This is a genomic window from Pararhizobium mangrovi, from assembly GCF_006516965.1.
Classification (GTDB): Bacteria; Pseudomonadota; Alphaproteobacteria; order Rhizobiales; family Rhizobiaceae; genus Pararhizobium_B; species Pararhizobium_B mangrovi.
The window spans coordinates 1-17,897 of the sequence record NZ_VHLH01000019.1 but is presented as its reverse complement, the minus strand read 5'-3'; the positions used below and the strand labels follow the sequence as shown (position 1 = coordinate 17,897).

The 17,897-nt window shown below is 62.6% G+C and carries 20 protein-coding genes and 1 pseudogene; 8 read left to right on the top strand and 13 right to left on the bottom strand.

Annotated elements, in window-relative coordinates:
- Window positions 1-42 precede the first annotated feature (42 nt).
- The 4 genes from FJU11_RS10695 to FJU11_RS10680 form a co-directional block, all read right to left on the bottom strand.
- A complete protein-coding gene (locus FJU11_RS10695) occupies window positions 43-846 on the bottom strand; it encodes an NAD(P)-dependent oxidoreductase (RefSeq protein ID WP_235890991.1) in 804 nt (267 codons plus the stop codon).
- A gap of 32 nt (window positions 847-878) precedes the next feature.
- Complete coding sequence (locus FJU11_RS10690) at window positions 879-1,256, bottom strand: MerR family transcriptional regulator (protein WP_210242872.1); 378 nt, start codon at window positions 1,254-1,256, stop codon at window positions 879-881.
- 82 nt (window positions 1,257-1,338) lie between these two features.
- Window positions 1,339-1,608: a VOC family protein gene (locus tag FJU11_RS10685; RefSeq protein ID WP_235890985.1), complete on the bottom strand. Its 270-nt coding sequence runs from the start codon at window positions 1,606-1,608 to the stop codon at window positions 1,339-1,341.
- Between the two features lie 104 nt (window positions 1,609-1,712).
- Window positions 1,713-2,186 (bottom strand): VOC family protein, encoded by a 474-nt coding sequence (locus FJU11_RS10680; RefSeq protein WP_141167047.1) that lies wholly within the window; start codon window positions 2,184-2,186, stop codon window positions 1,713-1,715.
- Between the two features lie 223 nt (window positions 2,187-2,409).
- Here FJU11_RS10680 and FJU11_RS10675 point away from each other — a divergent pair, with 223 nt between their 5' ends.
- Together FJU11_RS10675 and FJU11_RS10670 are read left to right on the top strand one after the other, a co-directional pair.
- Window positions 2,410-4,404: a conjugal transfer protein TraG gene (locus FJU11_RS10675; protein WP_141167046.1), complete on the top strand. Its 1,995-nt coding sequence runs from the start codon at window positions 2,410-2,412 to the stop codon at window positions 4,402-4,404.
- A gap of 52 nt (window positions 4,405-4,456) precedes the next feature.
- A complete protein-coding gene (locus FJU11_RS10670) occupies window positions 4,457-4,825 on the top strand; it encodes a CopG family transcriptional regulator (protein WP_235890984.1) in 369 nt (122 codons plus the stop codon).
- 22 nt (window positions 4,826-4,847) lie between these two features.
- Here FJU11_RS10670 and FJU11_RS10665 read toward each other — a convergent pair whose 3' ends face one another.
- Window positions 4,848-5,744, bottom strand: coding sequence for a LysR substrate-binding domain-containing protein (locus FJU11_RS10665; protein WP_141167044.1), 897 nt, complete (start codon window positions 5,742-5,744; stop codon window positions 4,848-4,850).
- A 190-nt stretch (window positions 5,745-5,934) separates the two neighbouring features.
- Here FJU11_RS10665 and FJU11_RS10660 point away from each other — a divergent pair, with 190 nt between their 5' ends.
- Entirely contained in the window at window positions 5,935-6,810 is an 876-nt protein-coding gene (locus FJU11_RS10660; RefSeq protein ID WP_141167043.1) for an SDR family oxidoreductase, read from the top strand.
- Between the two features lie 57 nt (window positions 6,811-6,867).
- Window positions 6,868-7,689, top strand: coding sequence for a DJ-1/PfpI family protein (locus FJU11_RS10655; protein ID WP_141167042.1), 822 nt, complete (start codon window positions 6,868-6,870; stop codon window positions 7,687-7,689).
- Between the two features lie 95 nt (window positions 7,690-7,784).
- Here the strand turns inward: FJU11_RS10655 and FJU11_RS10650 are convergent, their stop codons facing one another.
- Window positions 7,785-8,297 carry a MarR family winged helix-turn-helix transcriptional regulator gene (locus FJU11_RS10650; RefSeq protein ID WP_141167041.1) on the bottom strand — a complete coding sequence of 171 codons (513 nt, stop codon included), beginning with the start codon at window positions 8,295-8,297 and terminating at the stop codon, window positions 7,785-7,787.
- Window positions 8,298-8,476: 179 nt separating this feature from the next.
- Between FJU11_RS10650 and FJU11_RS10645 the strand changes: the two genes are divergently transcribed.
- The 3 genes from FJU11_RS10645 to FJU11_RS10635 all read left to right on the top strand — a co-directional run bounded on the left by FJU11_RS10645 (window position 8,477) and on the right by FJU11_RS10635 (window position 11,077).
- The gene (locus FJU11_RS10645; protein ID WP_141167040.1) at window positions 8,477-9,478 is read left to right on the top strand and encodes a 4,5-dihydroxyphthalate decarboxylase; all 1,002 of its coding nucleotides are present in this window, start codon (window positions 8,477-8,479) and stop codon (window positions 9,476-9,478) included.
- A 56-nt stretch (window positions 9,479-9,534) separates the two neighbouring features.
- On the top strand, window positions 9,535-10,056 hold the full coding sequence (locus FJU11_RS10640; protein WP_141167039.1) for a redoxin domain-containing protein: 522 nt from the start codon (window positions 9,535-9,537) through the stop codon (window positions 10,054-10,056).
- A gap of 67 nt (window positions 10,057-10,123) precedes the next feature.
- Entirely contained in the window at window positions 10,124-11,077 is a 954-nt protein-coding gene (locus FJU11_RS10635; protein WP_181408143.1) for an amidohydrolase family protein, read from the top strand.
- Window positions 11,078-11,176: 99 nt separating this feature from the next.
- Here the strand turns inward: FJU11_RS10635 and FJU11_RS10630 are convergent, their stop codons facing one another.
- Both FJU11_RS10630 and FJU11_RS10625 read right to left on the bottom strand, forming a co-directional pair.
- A complete protein-coding gene (locus tag FJU11_RS10630; protein ID WP_141167037.1) occupies window positions 11,177-12,274 on the bottom strand; it encodes an amidohydrolase family protein in 1,098 nt (365 codons plus the stop codon).
- A gap of 139 nt (window positions 12,275-12,413) precedes the next feature.
- The gene (locus FJU11_RS10625; RefSeq protein ID WP_235890983.1) at window positions 12,414-13,295 is read right to left on the bottom strand and encodes an NmrA family NAD(P)-binding protein; all 882 of its coding nucleotides are present in this window, start codon (window positions 13,293-13,295) and stop codon (window positions 12,414-12,416) included.
- 183 nt (window positions 13,296-13,478) lie between these two features.
- Between FJU11_RS10625 and FJU11_RS10620 the strand changes: the two genes are divergently transcribed.
- Entirely contained in the window at window positions 13,479-14,366 is an 888-nt protein-coding gene (locus tag FJU11_RS10620; protein WP_141167035.1) for a LysR family transcriptional regulator, read from the top strand.
- Here FJU11_RS10620 and FJU11_RS10615 read toward each other — a convergent pair.
- From FJU11_RS10615 to FJU11_RS18310, 5 genes and pseudogenes are all read right to left on the bottom strand, one after another.
- A complete protein-coding gene (locus FJU11_RS10615) occupies window positions 14,358-14,612 on the bottom strand; it encodes a DUF2274 domain-containing protein (RefSeq protein WP_141167034.1) in 255 nt (84 codons plus the stop codon). The genes FJU11_RS10620 and FJU11_RS10615 overlap by 9 nt on opposite strands.
- The gene (locus FJU11_RS10610; protein WP_141167033.1) at window positions 14,609-15,811 is read right to left on the bottom strand and encodes a TrbI/VirB10 family protein; all 1,203 of its coding nucleotides are present in this window, start codon (window positions 15,809-15,811) and stop codon (window positions 14,609-14,611) included. The genes FJU11_RS10615 and FJU11_RS10610 overlap by 4 nt, the downstream gene beginning before the upstream one ends.
- Window positions 15,808-16,773 (bottom strand): P-type conjugative transfer protein TrbG, encoded by a 966-nt coding sequence (trbG, locus tag FJU11_RS10605; protein WP_235890981.1) that lies wholly within the window; start codon window positions 16,771-16,773, stop codon window positions 15,808-15,810. The genes FJU11_RS10610 and trbG overlap by 4 nt, the downstream gene beginning before the upstream one ends.
- Complete coding sequence (gene trbF, locus FJU11_RS10600) at window positions 16,773-17,453, bottom strand: conjugal transfer protein TrbF (protein WP_141167031.1); 681 nt, start codon at window positions 17,451-17,453, stop codon at window positions 16,773-16,775. Before trbF ends, trbG begins: the two co-directional genes overlap by 1 nt.
- Window positions 17,454-17,897: pseudogene (locus tag FJU11_RS18310) on the bottom strand (P-type conjugative transfer protein TrbL); the annotation flags it as partial. It lies immediately after the preceding gene.

Sequence of the window (17,897 nt, the reverse complement as noted above, 5' to 3'; positions counted from 1 at the left end):
CAAACCACTTTCTACCAGGAAACTGGATCAAACTTATTCCCGCTAAAGTAAGTCGAGAAGCATCTCCGCGATCGGTGTCTGTGTCTTCGCTTTGCCGGCGGCGTCCTTGAACAGGCCCACATCCTTGGCCGGAATGTCGGATTGCCCGAATGCCGCGCCACCTTCCGCAAGACGCTTGCCATAGCTTTGATAGATCGGCGCTGGGAACAGCGTCTGCGTCAGCATGTCGATCACAGCCGGTGCATCAACGCCCGAGTTCCGCGCCATCGTCACCGCCTCGCGCAGCGAATTCGATGCTGAAACAATCAGGAAGTTGCCGACGAGCTTGACGATCGTGGCGGTGCCGATTTCCTCGCCGAAATCGAACACGCCCTGCGCACCGAGCGCGGTCAGGATCGGTCGGGCGCGCTCTTTCGCTTCGGCCGGCCCTGCGAACGGAATCCACAACGCTTTCGCTTCGGCGGCTTCCGGCCGCCCGAAGATCGGCGCCTCGACATAGGTGCAGCCCTTCTCGGCATGGCGCGCGGCAAGCGTTTTCGCTGCTTCGGGCGAGCCGGTGCACATGGCGATATGAACGCCGCCGGGGCCGAGGCGGTCGAGAAAGCCGTTTTGGTCGACCACGTTATCCACGGCGTCTGCGTCCCACAGGACACTGACGACAATGCCGCCGGGCGTTACCGCATCGACCGGCCGCTCGGCTTGCATTGCCCCCTTGGCGGTGAGCGGCGCCGCCTTGCTCGCAGTCCGATTGTAAACGGTCAGCGGATAGCCCGCTGCCATCAGGTTCCTCGCCATCGGCAGGCCGAGACTGCCGAGCCCGATAAATCCGATCCGTTCGGTCATCACGCGCTCCAAAGTTTACGTTGACTGTAAGTTTATCAATCCCGTGGTGCTACCTTCAGCCAATCTTCGAACTTTTCGATGTTGACCTTCAGCTCGGCGCGGAGCGATTCAAGGGAATCCAGCCGATCGTCGATGTCGGCGAGATGTCGCTGGAGGATCGCAAGCACCTTGCGCTTGGGTCGCCTTCCGCTGGGGTCGAGAAAATAGAGATCGATCACCCCGCTAACCTCGTCGAGGCTGAGTCCGAGCTGCTTCAACTGATCGATCTTGTTCAGGCGGGCGACCGTCTCTTCGCCGTAATAATGTTGTCCACCGCCCTCGCGCTGGCCGGCAGCGATCAAGCCGATGCTCTCGTAGTAGCGCACCGTGCGCTGAGTGACGCCACTTCGTCGGGTGAGTTCACCGATGCGCATCCTTTGTGCCATGGCTCAAACATGACGTTTGGGTTATGTTTGTCAAGGCGATTATCGGCACCGTTGGCGACCGTCCTTCCGATCATTTTCGCGCCGAATAGGTGACTGCTTCGATCTTGTTTCCGTCCGGATCGAAAACGAAGACGCCATAATAATTGGTGTTGTATTCGGGTCGGAGGCCGGGCTGGCCGTCTTCGGTGCCGTCACAGTTGAGCGCGGGACGATAGAACGCATCTATCATTGGACGATCGCCGGCTTCGAACGCGACATGCACGCCGTTACCGACGCTGGCCGGCGTACCATCGGTGGATGTGACGACACTGAAGCAGAACTGCCCGGCGCCGTAATTCAATCAGTGATCCTGATCGAGCAGCCGGAGCCCGAGAATGGCAAGCACCGGAGCTTAGAAGGCCCGAGCGCGCTCCAGCTCGCTCGTGCCGACGGAAACATGATGGATCACTGATTCTGACCAGTTTCGCTCGGCGCGAATTGAACTCCTTTGTCCTGAAGCTCCTTCTTCGCCTTGTCGCTTTTCTCGAGTTTCAAGCCCATCGAGCCGAGGATCGCGTCCGACTTGGTAAACTGAAGGTCGGCATATTCCACCACTTCAATCCGGTTACCCCATGGATCGAAAAAATCGAGGAAAGGCCCGTCGATCAGTTCGGCGCCGGCCGCTTGCGCCAAATCGCGAACGCGACCACGGTCGTCGACGACCAGTCCGAAGTGACGCTGCTCGTCCGGGCGCTGGGTACGGCCCTCCATCAGTGCCAGGAACTGGTCTCCCATGTCGATGAAGGCACGACCGTCTCCGCGGCCGCGCAGGTCAAAGTCGAAGATCGCGCCGTAGAAGGCCAGCGCCTTCTCGATATCGCCGACCTCGAGCGCGATATGGTTGAGGCCGACCAGTCGGGGCTTCGTGTCTTTCGCCATCTGCCGCACCTTTCCTTGGGTCCGCGTATCGAACAAACGCGCCCGGGCTGTTGTGGGTTCAGCGCGAACGTCGGACCTCCGCGCTCATCTCCGAGAAGCGCGCTCAGGGTCGACCGCCGGCACCCTGCCTCTGCCGCCGAGACCTCGACAAGTTCGAAATCGCACTTGCATCCGCTGCCGAACCATCTTCGGTTCGATGCTTCCCGCAGCGCCGAGTTCGTTCATGCCAGCCACCCGGATCCTTTGGGGTCAGATCATCGTCGCTGCCCTGATCGTCATCGGTACGACCTGGGCGGCGACGCAGTGGACTGCGTGGCAACTCGGGTTTCAGCCGCAGCTTGGCCACGCCTGGTTCGAGATCGCGGGATGGCCCGTCTACTATCCGCCGAGCTTCTTCTGGTGGTGGTACGCCTACGATGCTTATGCGCCGCAGGTCTTCGTCGAAGGCGCCTATATCGCGGCGTCGGGCGGTTTCGTCTCGGTTGCAGCCGCCATCGCCATGTCGATCTGGCGTGCGCGCGAGGCGAAGAAGGTCGAGACCTACGGCTCGGCGCGGTGGGCGGAGAATGACGAGGTTCGACGCTCGGGACTTGTTGGGACCGATGGCGCAGTGCTAGGCAAGTTCGACCGCGCCTATCTTCGCCACGATGGTCCCGAACACGTCCTGTGCTTCGCGCCGACCCGCTCGGGTAAAGGAGTCGGCCTCGTCGTGCCGACTCTGCTGACCTGGCCAGGTTCGGCGATCGTCCATGACATCAAGGGTGAGAACTGGACACTGACCGCCGGCTTCCGCGCACGGCACGGACGCACGCTGCTCTTCGATCCGACCAACCCGCAATCGACGGCCTACAATCCCTTGCTCGAGGTCCGCCGCGGCGCCTGGGAAGTGCGCGACGTTCAGAACGTCGCCGACGTGCTGGTCGATCCGGAAGGTTCGCTCGAACGCCGCAATCACTGGGAGAAGACGAGCCATTCGCTGCTGGTAGGCACGATCCTCCATGTCCTCTACGCCGAGCCCGACAAGACGCTCGCCGGCGTGGCCGCCTTTCTCTCCGATCCGAAGCGGCCGATCGAGGCGACACTCGCCGCGATGATGACGACACCGCATCTCGGCGAAGCGGGGCCGCATCCCGTCGTCGCATCCGCCGCGCGCGAACTCCTGAACAAGGCTGACAACGAACGTTCGGGCGTGCTGTCGACCGCGATGTCATTCCTCGGTCTCTATCGCGATCCGGTCGTAGCCGAAGTAACGCGCCGCTGCGACTGGCGCATCGCGGAACTGGTGGAAGGCGCGCGGCCGACGACGCTCTATCTCGTCGTTCCGCCTTCCGACATCGCGCGCACCAAGCCGCTGATCCGGCTGATCCTCAACCAGATTGGGCGTCGGCTGACCGAGGATCTGAACGGGAAGGCCGAGCGGCATCGCCTGCTTCTGATGCTCGACGAATTTCCCGCGCTCGGCCGCCTCGACTTCTTCGAGTCCGCGCTCGCCTTCATGGCCGGCTATGGCCTCAAGGCCTTCCTCATCGCGCAGTCGCTCAACCAGATCGAGAAGGCCTACGGCCCAAACAATTCCATCCTCGACAACTGCCATGTCCGGGTGAGTTTTGCGACCAACGACGAGCGCACGGCCAAGCGCGTATCCGATGCGCTCGGCACTGCGACCGAAATGCGGGCGATGAAGAACTATGCCGGCCATCGGCTGTCGCCGTGGCTCGGGCATCTCATGGTATCGCGATCGGAGACGGCACGTCCGCTCCTGACGCCCGGCGAGGTCATGCAGCTCCCGCCCGACGACGAGATCGTCATGGTGGCCGGAACACCTCCGATACGAGCGAAAAAGGTCCGGTATTTCGAAGACCGACAATTGCAGGTTCGGGTTCTAGCGCCGCCAGTGCTCACTACAAAGGTCGCCGTCAAATCAGCAGACGGCGATGACTGGAGCAGCATTCCGCTCCCCATGAAGCGAAAAGCCAACCATGATCCGACCGAAACCAACGAAGCGGATGCCGAGGACGGCGGTCCGGCTCGACGTTTCGTTCCGGAACTCGACAGCGCCGCGTCACACGTGCCCGAGCGACCTTCTACGAGTGAATTCGATCTCGATCTGCCGACAAAGAAGATTGAGGAAAGGGCACGACTTCAGGCGCTGAACCGCGGCATGCGGCAGGTGGCTCGTCAGGCCAGCCTCGATCCACAGGACGGAATAGACTTGTGAGGCTATCTCAATGAAGAAACAGCGGCTCTCCGTCTATGTCGATCCGCCCGTCATGCAGGCGTTGGCCGATTATGCCGGACGGCGTGAGCGTTCGCTGTCGCTCGTCGCGGAGGCAGCTATCGCGTCATTTCTTTCGCCCGATACCGCCGAACGTCAGGAAGCGGCAATGGCGAAACGCATCGATCAGCTTGACCGAAAGCTCCAGCGCCTGGAACGTGACGTCGGGATCGGTGTCGAGACATTGGCGCTATTCGTCCGCTTCTGGCTGGCGACGACACCGCAATTGCCTGAGCCAGCGCAGTCGGCCGCCAAGGCTAAGGGTGCCGAAAGGTACGATGCCTTTCTCGAGGCGCTTGGGCGGAGACTCGCCAACGGCGCGACATTGTCCCGCGACATATCGCAGGACGTCGTTCGAGAGTAACTTCCGACATCGTTGCCCTTGATCATGACCCGGCCCGCGGACCGAGCTCGCGCACAACGGCATCGACGAATGAACGAAGCTTTGGTGCCGGATGGCGGTCCGGTAGCGTCAGCAATTGAACGGGGCGGCTTTGCGGTCGGAAATCTGTCAGCAACTCTATCAGCCGACCCGAATCGATGTCTTCGCGAAGGAGCATCTTCGGCAGCATGACGACGCCGAAGCCGGCCAAGGCGGCGGCACGGAGTGCGAACCCGCTATTTGCCTGAAAAGGACCCGAAATCTTTGCCTCTTTCGTTCCTCCAGGAACCTCGAAATGCCAAGTTCCCGGTGTCGACGAACCCGCGAAGTCGAGGCAGTCGTGAGTCGTCAAATCCGCCAACGTTGATGGTTCGCCCCGATGATCGAGATAGGCAGGAGCCGCGCAGACGACGAGTTCAAGAGGTGCGAGCGAACGCGTGATGAGAGCCGCGTCCTCCAGATCACCGACCCGGATCGCGACGTCGAAGCGGCTTGCGAGCATATCGAGACGCCCGTCATCCAGATGAAGATCGATCTTTACTGCGGGGTGCTCCTTCAGGAAGTCACTTATTATGTCAGGAAGGACAGTCGCCCCGATGGAATGCGGTGCAGTCATCCGGAGCCGCCCGCGCGGAACGCCGAGCATCTCCTGGGCCTCCGCGTCCGCAACATCGAGTTCTGCAAACACACGTCGACAGCGGGCGAGATAGGCGTGGCCGAGTTCCGTTAGCTTCTGCGCCCGCGTCGTCCGGTTCAGCAACAGGCCGCCGAGCCGCGCTTCCAAGAAGCGCACATGATTGCCCACCATCGGCCCCGATAAGCCGAGCCCGCGACCAGCCGCAGCGAAGCCGCCTTGGTCGACCACCGCAACGAAGCTGCGCATCGCCGCGAGCTGATCCATTCGTAACTTTCCCTAACCAGAGAGATAAACAGTTCGATACTGCTAACGCCATTTGGTGTTGTTAGTTTCGTGCAGCATCGAAGCCGTTCGTGGCGGACAACCGCCAGCCGTCCGACCGCCAAATCTCCTCGCTGACAAGAGCAGCCTGAATGGCCGACCGAGAACCTGCGAGAAGCCCAAGGACAAGAACATGACCATACTCGTCACGAGTAGTACCGGCACCATTGGGTCGCGAGTGGTCAAAGAGCTTGTGGATCGTGGGGCAGAGGTGAAAGCCTTGATGCGCGATCGAAGCAAAGCGGGCGGAGTTCCGGGCGCCGAGCCGATAGTGGGCGATTTGAGCGACCCGGAAGGAATGCGGGATGCGTTGGACGGCGTCGACACTCTCTTCCTCCTCAGTCCGGTCGTTCCGGAAGAATTGACCCTCGCGCTGCTGAACCTGCGGTTGGCAGCCGATTTTCAACTGAAAGGGATCGTCTACTTCTCGATGGCCAATGCCGATGCATTGGTAGATGTGCCTCATGCTGCCGCCAAGTTCGCCGCCGAGCGCATGATCCAGAAGCAAGATCTACCCGCGACGATTTTGCGTCCGAATTACTTCATGCAGAACGATATGATGATCAAGGACGCCCTTCTTGAGCAGAATCAGTACGCCATGCCGATCGGTCAGCGAGGCGCGGCCATGGTGGACGTGCGTGACATTGCGGAGGTCGCCGCTCTCGAACTGCTTAAGCGCGATCGGGCGCCGGACCGACTGCCTCGCGATCTCATCGACATCTCGGGACCCGATGTTCTGAACGCCGATCGCCTGGTCTCCATATGGAGCGAGGCACTTGGCAGACCGATCAGCTATGCCGGGGACGATCTCGAAGCCCTCGAGCGCCAACATCGTACTTTCATGACTCCTTCCATGGCCTTCGACGTCGCGCTGATGTTTGACGGGTGGCAGCAGATCGGAGTGTTGCCGATGACTGGAGCGGTCGACCGTCTCACGGCGACGCTGGGCCGGCCGTTGCGCACGTATCAAGCGTTCGCCGAAGAAACCGCTCAACAATGGCGATCCTGAGCGGCAACCAGACATAAATTGCGATGGAATCGCCGCCTCTTGAACGTTGGAAAACATATGACCGACCCAATCGACCGCCGCACGTTGATGGCGCTCACCGCTTTGGGGAGCCTCGCGGCCGCGATACCCGCCGCGGCACAGGACGAGACCGAGGCGCAGCATATGAAGCGCATGAAGGCGATACCCCGGGATGCCCCTAAGATCGCCATGCTAGTGTATCCGAAGATGGTCGCCCTCGACCTCATCGAACCGATGACGATCCTCACCATCCTGCGCTCGAACATCCATCTGGTGTGGAAGGATAAGCAGCCCGTATCGACGGATGTACACCTGCCCATCGCTGCCACGCATACTTTCGATGATGTTCCCGATGATCTTGACGTCCTGTTCGTGCCCGGCGGCATCCTCGGCACGATCGATTGCATGACCGATCCCGAAGTCCTCGCCTTTCTCGCCGATCGCGGGCAACGCGCGAAGTGGGTCACCAGCGTGTGCACCGGCGGTCTCGTTCTCGCCGCCGCCGGACTGCTGAACGGCTATGACGCCACCGCGCACTGGGCGGTGGCGGACCTGCTGCCGCTGATGGGCGCACGGCATGTCGACGAGCGCGTGGTCACCGATCGTAACCGCATGACGGGCGGCGGCGTGACCGCAGGGCTAGACTTCGGCCTCGACCTGGCGGCCAAGCTGCGGGACGAGGACGCGGCCAGACGGATTCAGCTCATCCTCGAATATTCGCCCGAGCCGCCTTTCCATAATGGCACCCCCGCCGAAGCCGGTCCTGACCGCCTGGCGAAGGCACGGGCATCGCGGCAATGGATGGATGGCGAGGCACGCAAGGCAGCGATGGAGGCTGGTAAACGTCTCGGTACGATATGAATGCGAGACCTTTGCATCCCGACCGCCTGAGCCTTCGCGAACGGATTGGCGCCGCACTTCGCGCCCATGAACTGGAACCGCCAGCGCCAGCCACCTTATTCGCGGGATTTCTCTCGTTCATAATCCTGCGAAAAGAAACCGGCATCGATGCGCAACAGCTTGGAAAGCAGGTCTCCTCCGGGGCGGCCTTCCTCTCCGAACATCCGGCGTTGCACCTCGATCGCCAGCGGAAGCGCCTCGCGAAGCACCGCGACGCCGCCCGGCGTTATCTGAACCCAGTTGGCGCGAACGTTCGTCGCGCTGGGAGTTCTTTCGACCATCCTTTTCGTTTCCAGTGCCTTCAACATGTGGGAGACCTGCATCGGATGGATGTCGCCGAAACGAGCGATTTCGGCTTGCGTCGCCACTTCGCCTTGTCGACTCAGCCATGCGACCAGCATCAGCGTCGTGAATTGCAAATGCGTGAGTTCGACGTTCGAAAGCGCGCGATCGACCTCGCGCTGATATCTGTGGACGACACGCCAGAGCACGAAACCCACCGCGTGCTCGGGGGCGCCTAACGAAACGGTTTCGAAGAGGTCGGCGATGGCTTCGGGATCGGCGGTCATGCGCGCTATCCTATCAGGAGGATGCCGCTTAGGTGAACGGAATACACTCATGGCAGAGGTAGGAACCAATCTGATGTAAATGCATTTATATGGCGTTAGGGTTGGTCATAATCGACGTCGCTTCATCATGCACGCGGCAACAGAAGCCCCTCGCTCGCGAATGCGGAAGGAAAGGCACAATGGAAGACCACAAGCTTGATGTGGCATTCTGGAACTATGACCGGACGCGCGCGCTGGCCGACGGTAGCGTGACGATCGATGGGGTCGATGCGACCTTCCACAGCGCCCGGATCGTCACCGAGATTTTCGAAGCGATGATCCGCGATCGTGCCTATGACGTGTCCGAACTCGGCATGAGCTATTTCCTTCGGACGATGGACTTCGAGGATCCGCCGTTTCTGGCGATTCCGGTTTTTCCCAATCGCTGCTTCCGCCACTCGGCGATCTACATCAATAAGGCGAGCGGCATCGAACGGCCCGAGGACCTGCGCGGCAAGACGATCGGCGAACTCGCGCTCTACGGTCACGATGCGGGCGTCTGGCCGAAGGGGATGCTGTCGGACGAGTACGGCGTCACGCCCGATCAGTGTCGCTGGGTGATCGGCGGCATCGACTTTCCGCTGAAGCCGATCGATTTCGTGCCGCAGCCGCATCCGGAGAATGTCGAAGTCAGCTATGCCGAGCCGGACGACGACCTCGGCGAAAAGCTCGCGGCCGGTGAGATCGACGCTCTGATCTCGGCCGACGTCCCCAAGTGCGTTCTCGAAAAAACGCCCTCTGTCGGCCGGCTGTTCGAAGACTATGAGCAGACGGAGCGCGATTATTACCGCCGCACCGGCCTATTTCCGATCATGCACACCGTGGTGGTCAACAAGGCGCTAGCCGCCGACAATCCCGACCTGATCCGAAAGGTCTACAAGGGCTTTTGCGATGCGAAAGCCGTCACCGCCGAACAATTCACCCGGGGCATGACCTTCAATAACATGGCGCTGATGCTGCCATGGGCGACGAAGCTGGTCGAAGAGGATCGGGCGATTCTGGGCGACGACTGGTGGCCGTATGGCATGGAGGCGAACCGCAAGGCGGTCGATACATTCCTGCGCTATCATTACAAGCAGGGCCTCTCCAAACGCAGGCTGACCTGCGAAGACATCTTCGTTTCCGATCTGATGAACACGTGAGGGTGCCGGCGCTCCGCGCCGCCACGCCTTCAATCCGTAATCAAGAGGATGACGACATGAGTTTTCCAACGAAGTTCGAAGCGGGAGGCCCTTTTCCCTCGCTTTCCTGGCAGCCGACCGAAGGCGAGCGCGTCACGCCCGCGAACGAGGCGGGCTGGCGGCTCCTGATCATCTATCGCGGCAAGCACTGCCCGATCTGCCGCAAGTTTCTCGGCCGGGTCGACTCGATGCGGGATAAGTTCAAAGCGCTCGGCGTCACGCTTTGGGCACTCTCGGCCGATCCGGTCGAGCGGGCTCGTGAAGAGGCGGAGCAGGAGGGATGGACCATTCCGATCCTTACCGGTCTCGCCGAGGACGAGATGCGGACCCTCGGCCTCTACATCTCCTCGCCCCGATCGGCCAACGAGACGGACCGCAATTTTGCGGAGCCAGCGATGTTCCTCATCGGTCCGGCTGGCACAGTGCAGGCCGTCGACGTCGCCAGCGCTCCCTATCTTCGGCCCGATCTCGACACGGTTCTGGCTGGAATATCGTTCGTTCAAGACAAGGACTCCCCCGCTCGGGGCATCGTCGACTGAGATGTCGCGTCAGCGGCGTTTAAAAGCCGTGTCCGTTCAACGCGCAACAGTAGATCAGGAGAAAACCATGGGCAGCATTGACGTCCATACGCATTTCATTCCTCAAACCTATCTGAACGCTTTGGCAGACATCGGTGTCACAGAGAAGCAAGTTGGTTTTCCGCTTCAGCCATGGGACATTGATGCACGCTTGGCGGTAATGGATCGGCAGGGCATCGACACGGAAGTCATCTCCTTGTCGTCGCCCAGCATGCGGTTCTGGCACGGAGACGACGCCAGAATGCTGACGCGTAAGCTGAACGAGGAACTCGCGGCGATCGTGCGCGATCGTCCCGCACGGTTCGGCGGGTTCGCCACACTGCCGCTACCCGATGTCGACGGAGCCCTTGCCGAGATCGGCTACGCCTTCGACGAGCTCGGTCTCGACGGGGCGGTTCTGATGACCAACTATGGCGGAACGTATCTCGGCAACGCGAAGTTCGCGCCGGTACTTGACGAGTTGAACCGGCGCGGAGCCGTTCTGTTCGTCCACCCTACGGAGCCGCCGGAAAGCGAAATCCTGACGCAGGGGTTTCCCGCCCCGGCGTTCGAATATCCGGCGGACACGACGCGTACCGTAGCAAGTCTGATCGACGGCGACACGGCGAAGCGTTGCCCGGGCCTGAAAATCATCGTTTCACACGGCGGCGGGACGATCCCGTTCCTGAAGGATCGGCTCGAGCTGCTGCTGCCGTGGAAATGGGACGGCGATCCCCAAGACGGTGCCGAACGGGTAACCTCGACACTCGACAGCCTGTATTACGATCTCGCGATTGTCGGCTTTCCGGCATCGCTCGCGGCGATCGAAAAGACGCACGACGTATCGCGCCTCCTTACTGGTTACGACTTGCCCTTCGTTCCGGAAAAGGCATTGGAAGCGGGACGAAAGAACATCGAGGCTTTCGGCGGTTTTTCCGACGACGATCGCACTAAGATCAGTTTCGCCAACGCTCAGACCTTGTTCCCTAGGCTCGCTGGATAGCTGCCGACCGTTGACTCCGGTTTACGAGCACGGTGCGCAAATCCACACCGACAATCCTTCATTTTGAGCGGGATGCAATCGACCGAGCTAAGTCCGTTTCTACCGATTCAAACGCAACAGCCTCTCGGCATTGCCGCTTCCGATCGCGCCGCGCGCATCCTCGACGATATCGAGTTTTTCTAGCCATCGTCGCGCGCCGGTCATGGTGTAATAGGGATAGTCGACCGAGAACATGATACGGTCGGCTCCAAGCTCTTTCAGGATGAATTCGAACTGGTGGTCGTACAGCAGACCGCTGGGCGTCACCGAAACGTGCTCGCGATAGGTCTGGCTGATCGTTCGGGATAGACCGGTCACCGCGGGCGGCAGGACATCGTCCATGCGCTGTAGAAAGAACGGGACCATCTCGCCCCAATGCCCGCTGATAACCTGAAGATCGCGGTGCCGGTCGAAGACGCCCGAGAGGATCAGGCGGACGACATGCATGCCCGCCTCGCTGTGCCAACCCCAGCCGGCGAGTGAAAAACGCGAGGTGACCTCTTCGGCGAAGCCCGCGTAATACTGCCGCTGCACATCCTGGAAAGGCGGACCGGGATGGATATATAGCGGAACGCGCAGCTCCGACAGCCGCGCGAGCAACGGTTCGAACCTGCGATCGTCCGCAAGCGCGTCGTCGGCGGGATGTCCCGACAGCATGGTCGCCGCCAAACCAAGATCGCCGACCGCGCGGTCGATCTCCCGGACAGCCGCGTCAGGATCCTGCCATGGCAACGTGGCGAAGCCGGCGAAGCGATCGGGATACCGCGCGACGATCTCGGCCAGATGGTCGTTGGCTGCGCGGGTGAGTTCCGGCCCTTGGCGCTTGGACGCGAACTGCGGAAAATTGGTGTCCGAAAGGACCTGCATGTCGATCCCGTTCGCGTCCATCGCAGCAAGACGGTCGTCGATCGGTGCCTTCATGATCGACTGTGTCACCTTGCTTCCTTGAAGCATCGGCCTGTCTTGTCCCGAAGCATCGGGGTCGTCCTGATATCCGTCGTCCGATAGCTTGAAATAGGGAAAACGCGTCTCCAGGGCCGCGCGGGTCGCGTCCGCCATCGCGAAATCGACGACATGTTCCTCCAGACAGATGATTCTGAGCTCAGCCGAGCCGTTGCCGGAATTGGTTTCGTCGGTACTTTCCTGTGCGCCCTCCATGACAATCTCCTCTGGATGGCCAACTACGTGCCGCCGACGATGACAAAGCCGTATCGCTCGGCCATCGATCCCTTCCGCCCTCTCGATCCGGCGACAGATTGGCGCCAGAGCTAGCTGAACATTCCGACGAAAGGTTTGCTCACAGGCTTCGATCGCCGGCGGACAGTTCCTCGAAATACGCGCGGAGCGTTCTCGGCTCACAGCCCAGGATCGCGCGAAGGGTCAACGCGTTGCCCACGAAGCCGTGCGTATCATACCAAGCGTACATCTGCTTGAGGCCACTGCGCACCGGGCCTTCTTTTGGAATGCCGGCCTTTTCCGCCCAATCCTCGAACGGCACCCTCTCGGCCCTGATCTCACGGCCAAGAACGTCGCTCATGATCGCGGCGACCTCGTGCCGATCGTAATTGCCCTCGGCGCAGAGTTCGAACGTGCCGTAGAGCAGGCGATCCTCGGTAAGGGCGATCGCCGCCACCTCCGCCACGTCGCGGTAATCGACCCGCCCGATCCGGCTGTCGGCCGAATAAGGTTCGGCGAACACACCCGTTTTCGCGACCTGCGGCCAGACGGTGGCGTAATTCTCGTAGAAGAGGGTGGGATGAAGAATGGTGTATTCGAGATCCGATCCGACGATCGCCTCCTCGATCGGCGCCTTCGCGGCATGGTTGTCGATCGCAGTGAGAATGGGATGAATGACCGACGAAAAGACGATGCGGCGGACGTCCGCTCCTTGAGCGGCCTCGACCATGTTGCGCCCCATTTCGGCTTGGTCCGCGGCGAAGACCGGCGAGATGTAGAAGATGCTGTCGACACCGTCGAGCGCAGCCCACAGACCATCCTTGTCGCTCAAGTCCCCGATCGCGACTTCCTGTGCGCCATTGTTTTTGACCTCCTCTTCATGGTCAGCGGTCGTGGTCAGTCCTCGCACGATCGCGCCCCGCTTGACGAGTTCCGGCACGACCAATCCAGCGAATTTACCCGCCGCGCCGACCGCTAAAATCCTGGTTCCAGTTTTGCTCACTTTGCAACTCCCTCTTTGGTCCATTGAACCAGTGGGAGCACAAAGTGGTTCGATAGCTACGCTAACATATCCGATAAGCTTCAATTACAGGCAACTGTGCTAGCAAACAGTTGAGTAAACGTATTTACGAAGCGTCCTGATTGTCGAGGACGAGTTGCCGAGAATTCTAGCATTGATGTGAGTTTGAACTTTCGTCGCCTTCAATTCGCGCTGACAGCCGCCGACCAAGGCAGTTTTCGGCGCGCCGCGAAGGTGCTCGACGTGAAGGAATCCTCCATAAGCCGCGGTGTGCGCGATTTGGAGGACGAGATAGGCGTCTCGCTCTTCATCCGGCATTCCGCCGGAGTCCACCTCACGCATGCCGGGCACCGCTATATCTTGGCGACTCGCGCGGCGATGCGCCATATTTGCGATGCGGCGATCGATGCTCGGTCGCTCGGTCGCGGCGAAAGCGGGATATTGCGGATCGGCGTCTTCAGTTCGCTGGCGTCCGGCTTCCTCGCTCGGTTGTTGAAGGATTTCGGTGAAAAACATCCCGGCGTCCGCATCGTGTTATTCGAGGGTGGCCCATCGGATCATCTGGTCGCGATCCGACGTCATCGTCTGGACGTGGCATTTCTGACCGGGCAGCCGACCGCCGAGAGCTGCGACACGGTCTATCTCTGGAACGATCGCATATTCGTTGCCCTCCCGGAGAAGCATGACCTTGCTTCGGCGCAAGAGATTTCCTGGCCCGATCTGAAAAGCTGCCCTTTCATCGTAAGCGAGAAGCATCCCGGACCCGAGATACAGGACTTCCTACTGAAGCACCTCGCAGATTTTGGCTTCCATCCCAGGCTCGAACGCCACCGGGTCGGCCGCGACAATCTCATGAATCTGGTAGCGATGGGAAAAGGTTTGACCCTCACCAGCGAAGCCACGACCGCGACCGTGTTTCCCGGCGTCGCATTCCGTCCACTGAGCCAGGAACTACTACCGTACTCCGCCGTGTGGTCGCTCCATAACGACAACCCGGCGCTACGCCGGCTCATCAGCCTCGCGAGGACCGCGAGCGCGATGCATTCAGCTTAAACGATCGCCGAAACTCCGGCCCGTCGCCTCACCGACCCGCCGCATCTTCGCGAACCCGCGGTCCGATGCCATGAACCGTTCGAGCATCGGCGCGATCAGCTTCGTCGCGTCAGGTACGGGTTGGCCGGTCTCCCGTTCGAGCACCTCGGCATAGGCGACGAGATCGCGGTGGAGCGACGCCGGCAGGTCGACGGTGACCTTGACCGGCTTGTCGTCGGCGAGCGGCCCGAGCTTCAGCTTCGTCATCGTGTCTCTCCATAGGGTTCGAGAACGAGATCGCGTGTGACGATCACGCGCACTGGGAGGCCGGGCCGGATCGTCAGCGTCGGCTTCACGCCCAGCTGGCGCTGGACGATCTTCTGGCCGGCGTCGTTGACGCTGTCCTGCGCTCCGTCGCGGATGGCGCGCAGCAGGCGCTGATCGTCGTCGATGGCGAGATCGGCGCCGACGCCGAGCAGCGTCGACAGCCCGGCCGCCTTGGCGAGATCCCACCAGTGATAGTCGACGCCGTCCTCGAGACCGGCAAACCCGTTCGTGTCGGCGCCGGGCTGGCGTTCCAGCACGAGCGAGCGGCCGTTCGGCAGGATCGCCCGCGTCCAGACAAGCAGGACGCGGGCCTGGCCGAACCCGACGCCGCTGTCATATTCGCCGATCAGCCGCGTGCCCTGCGGAAGGAGCAGGAAGCGGCCGGTGGGACTATCGTAGACGTTCTCCGTCACCTGCGCGGTGATCTGCCCCGGCAGATCGGAGCGGATGCCGGTTACGAGGGCGGCGGGAATGACCGAGCCGGCCTGCAGGACATAGGGGCTTATCGGCGCCGCTAATCGATCGACGGAGACGGTGCGCCGGTCGACGGGCGCATCGACGAAGGCGCGCTGGCGATCGGTCGCGGTGGTTCGTGCCGATGAGGCCGAGCCGGAAGCACCGGCGATAGCCGGCACGCTTGCTCCTGATGCAGCCAACGGCGTCGCTTTACCGCTCCCTTGCTGGCTGGCGAAGAGCTGGCTGGTGCGCGCCGCCTCGACCTCCTGGAGACGGCGCTGCTCGGCCGGATCGGGTCCGGGCACGGTCTGCGCCGGCACCGGCTGGCCGGCCTCGCGCGCCTTGACGATCGGTCGGCCGAGATCGCCCGGCAAGGGCGGCCCGAGCTTCGGCACCTGGCTGTAATCCTTCGGCAGGCTGCGCAGGCCGTCGGGTGTCGGACGGGCTTCGGTCGTGACCAGTTCCGGTGACGTCGCGCGGTCGCTCGGCCCTTGCAGTGCGTAGATCGCCGCCCCGCCGAGAAGCAGCCCGCCGGTCAGACCGAGACCGGCCAGCACCTTGCGCGACAGCCGGGTGACGCGCGGCGGCGATGGGCGCAGCCGGAACGCCGCGGCCGACGCCTCGGAATCGACCTTCGACGCGGGGGCAGCTTCGTCGTCGCGGCTTTCCGGTTGGTCTGTCATTTCGCTCGCCTCCCGTCGGTGCGCACGATGCGGACGCGCTGCTGGTGCTTGCCGCCGAGCCGCAGTTCGGCCGCACCGAACAGCCGGTCGACGATCAGGACATTCCCGAACACGCGCGTGTTGACGATCTCGAGGGTGCCGTCGGCGCCGATGACGAAGAGTGGCGGCATGTCACCTTGGACGATGCCTTGCGGAAACTGGACGTAGACCCGGCGGCCGTCGTCGTAGACGGTGACCGGCCGCCAGGGCGGGCGATCGCCAGCGAGCGCATAACGGTAATGCCGCGCCGCTGGCTTGGGCAGCTCCGGTCGCGTCGGAACGCGTGCGGCCGTAACGGTCTTCGTCGCCGGATAGGCCCACTCGACCGCGGGCATGTAGGGTTTGTCGCGCGAGCGGAGCTCGATGAGATAGGTGCGGCGGTCGGTGTTGATGACGAGATTGGTGGTGAGATCCGGGCGCGTCGGCTTGACGAGGATATGAACGCGGGCGCCTTCGGCGCTGCCGCTCGTCGTGTCGCCGATGATCCAGCGCGCCGTGTCGCCGGCGGCGATCGGACCGCTGCCGGTGAGCGTCTCGCCGGGCTGGAGCGCGATGTCGGTGATCTGACCGGGGGCGGCATAGACCTGATAGAGCGCGCCCTCGCTCCACGGATAGATCTGGATGGCGTTGTAATAGCCGCCGCGCTTGGGCTCGACGCGCGCCGCGGCGTTCGCGGTGTCGACGCGGCCGACGGCGTTCTTCGCATGGGTACTGCCGCCATGGCTCGGCGTCCAAGGCGGCGGGACGTGCAGCGGCTTCGGTTTTGCTTTGGCCGGTGTCGGTGGCGGCGGCGCGAGCGGCGGTACGCTGGCGTCGTAGGAAATCGCCGGTGGCTTCGTGGTCGTGGCGCAGCCGGCAAGTGCGGTCGCCACTGCGAGCGCCGCCATGATCGGCAATCCCGAACGAAACGCGGTGCGCGCCATCATCCGAGCTCCTTCGACCAGTTTATGGCATCGACGTAGATGCCGAGTGGGTTCTTGCGCAGCCGGTCGGCATCGCGCGGCGGATGGACGACGACGGTCAGAATCGCCGTCCAGCGGCTGGTGTCGGCGAGCGCGCCGTCGCGGTAGCGCCGCTCGGCCCAGGCGACGCGGAACGAGTGCGGCGAGGCGCGGATGACGCTGGAGACGTCGACCGAGACCTGGTCCTTGCCGACCTGCGCGAACGGGTCGTTGGCGCGGGCATAGGCATTGAGCGCCTGTGCGCCCTTCGTCGTGGTGAAGTCGTAGGCCTTGAGCCAGTCCTGGCGCAGCACGATGGGGTCGGCGGGAATCGACCGGACGTTCTCGACGAAGTTCGAAAGATGGAAGGCGATCTGCGGATCGCTCGGCGTATAGCCGGTTTCGGCCGGCGCAACGGTGCGCGCGGCTCCGAGCCTGTCGACCTCGACCACCCACGGCACGATGGTGCCGCGCGCCGACTGCCAGACGAGCCCGCCGGCAAGGCCCATCGAGAGAGCCAGCGAGCCGAACGCCATCGCCCGCCAATTCCTCGCCTGGACGCGGGCCGAGCCGATGCGCTCGTCCCAGACCTGCGCGGCCTTCTGGTAGGGGGTGACCGGTTCCGGCGTCGTGCCGTAATGGGCGGCGGGTCGCTTGAACATCTACCGGTCTCCTTCGGACAGGTTGATTGAGGCGCCGCCGCCATGCGCGTCGCCGGAACGGACGGCGTGGCTGACGGCGCGCACGCTGTGGGTCATCTGCTGGTGGCGCTTCATGCGGGTGGCCCAGGCCGGCACGCCGGTCGCCGATGCGCTCTCGGCTGGCGCTGCGCTTGCAGCCGCTGCGCCTTCGCTGCCCGCAGCCCCGGACACCGTGCGACCGCCGGCCTCGAAACTGTCCCGGAGGCTGCCGCGGGCACGCGAGGCAGCGCGGCGCAGCGGCGACGACGCAGCCGCGACGCCGGAGTGGCCGACTTGGCCGAGACCCGACGCGACACCGGCCGCGCCGCTCTTGCCGGCCGACCCGAGGCCATAGGCGGTCGACGCGCCGCCAGCGAGCGAGGCCCCGCTGCGAATCGCCGAGGCGCCGCCGGAAAGCGCCGCCAT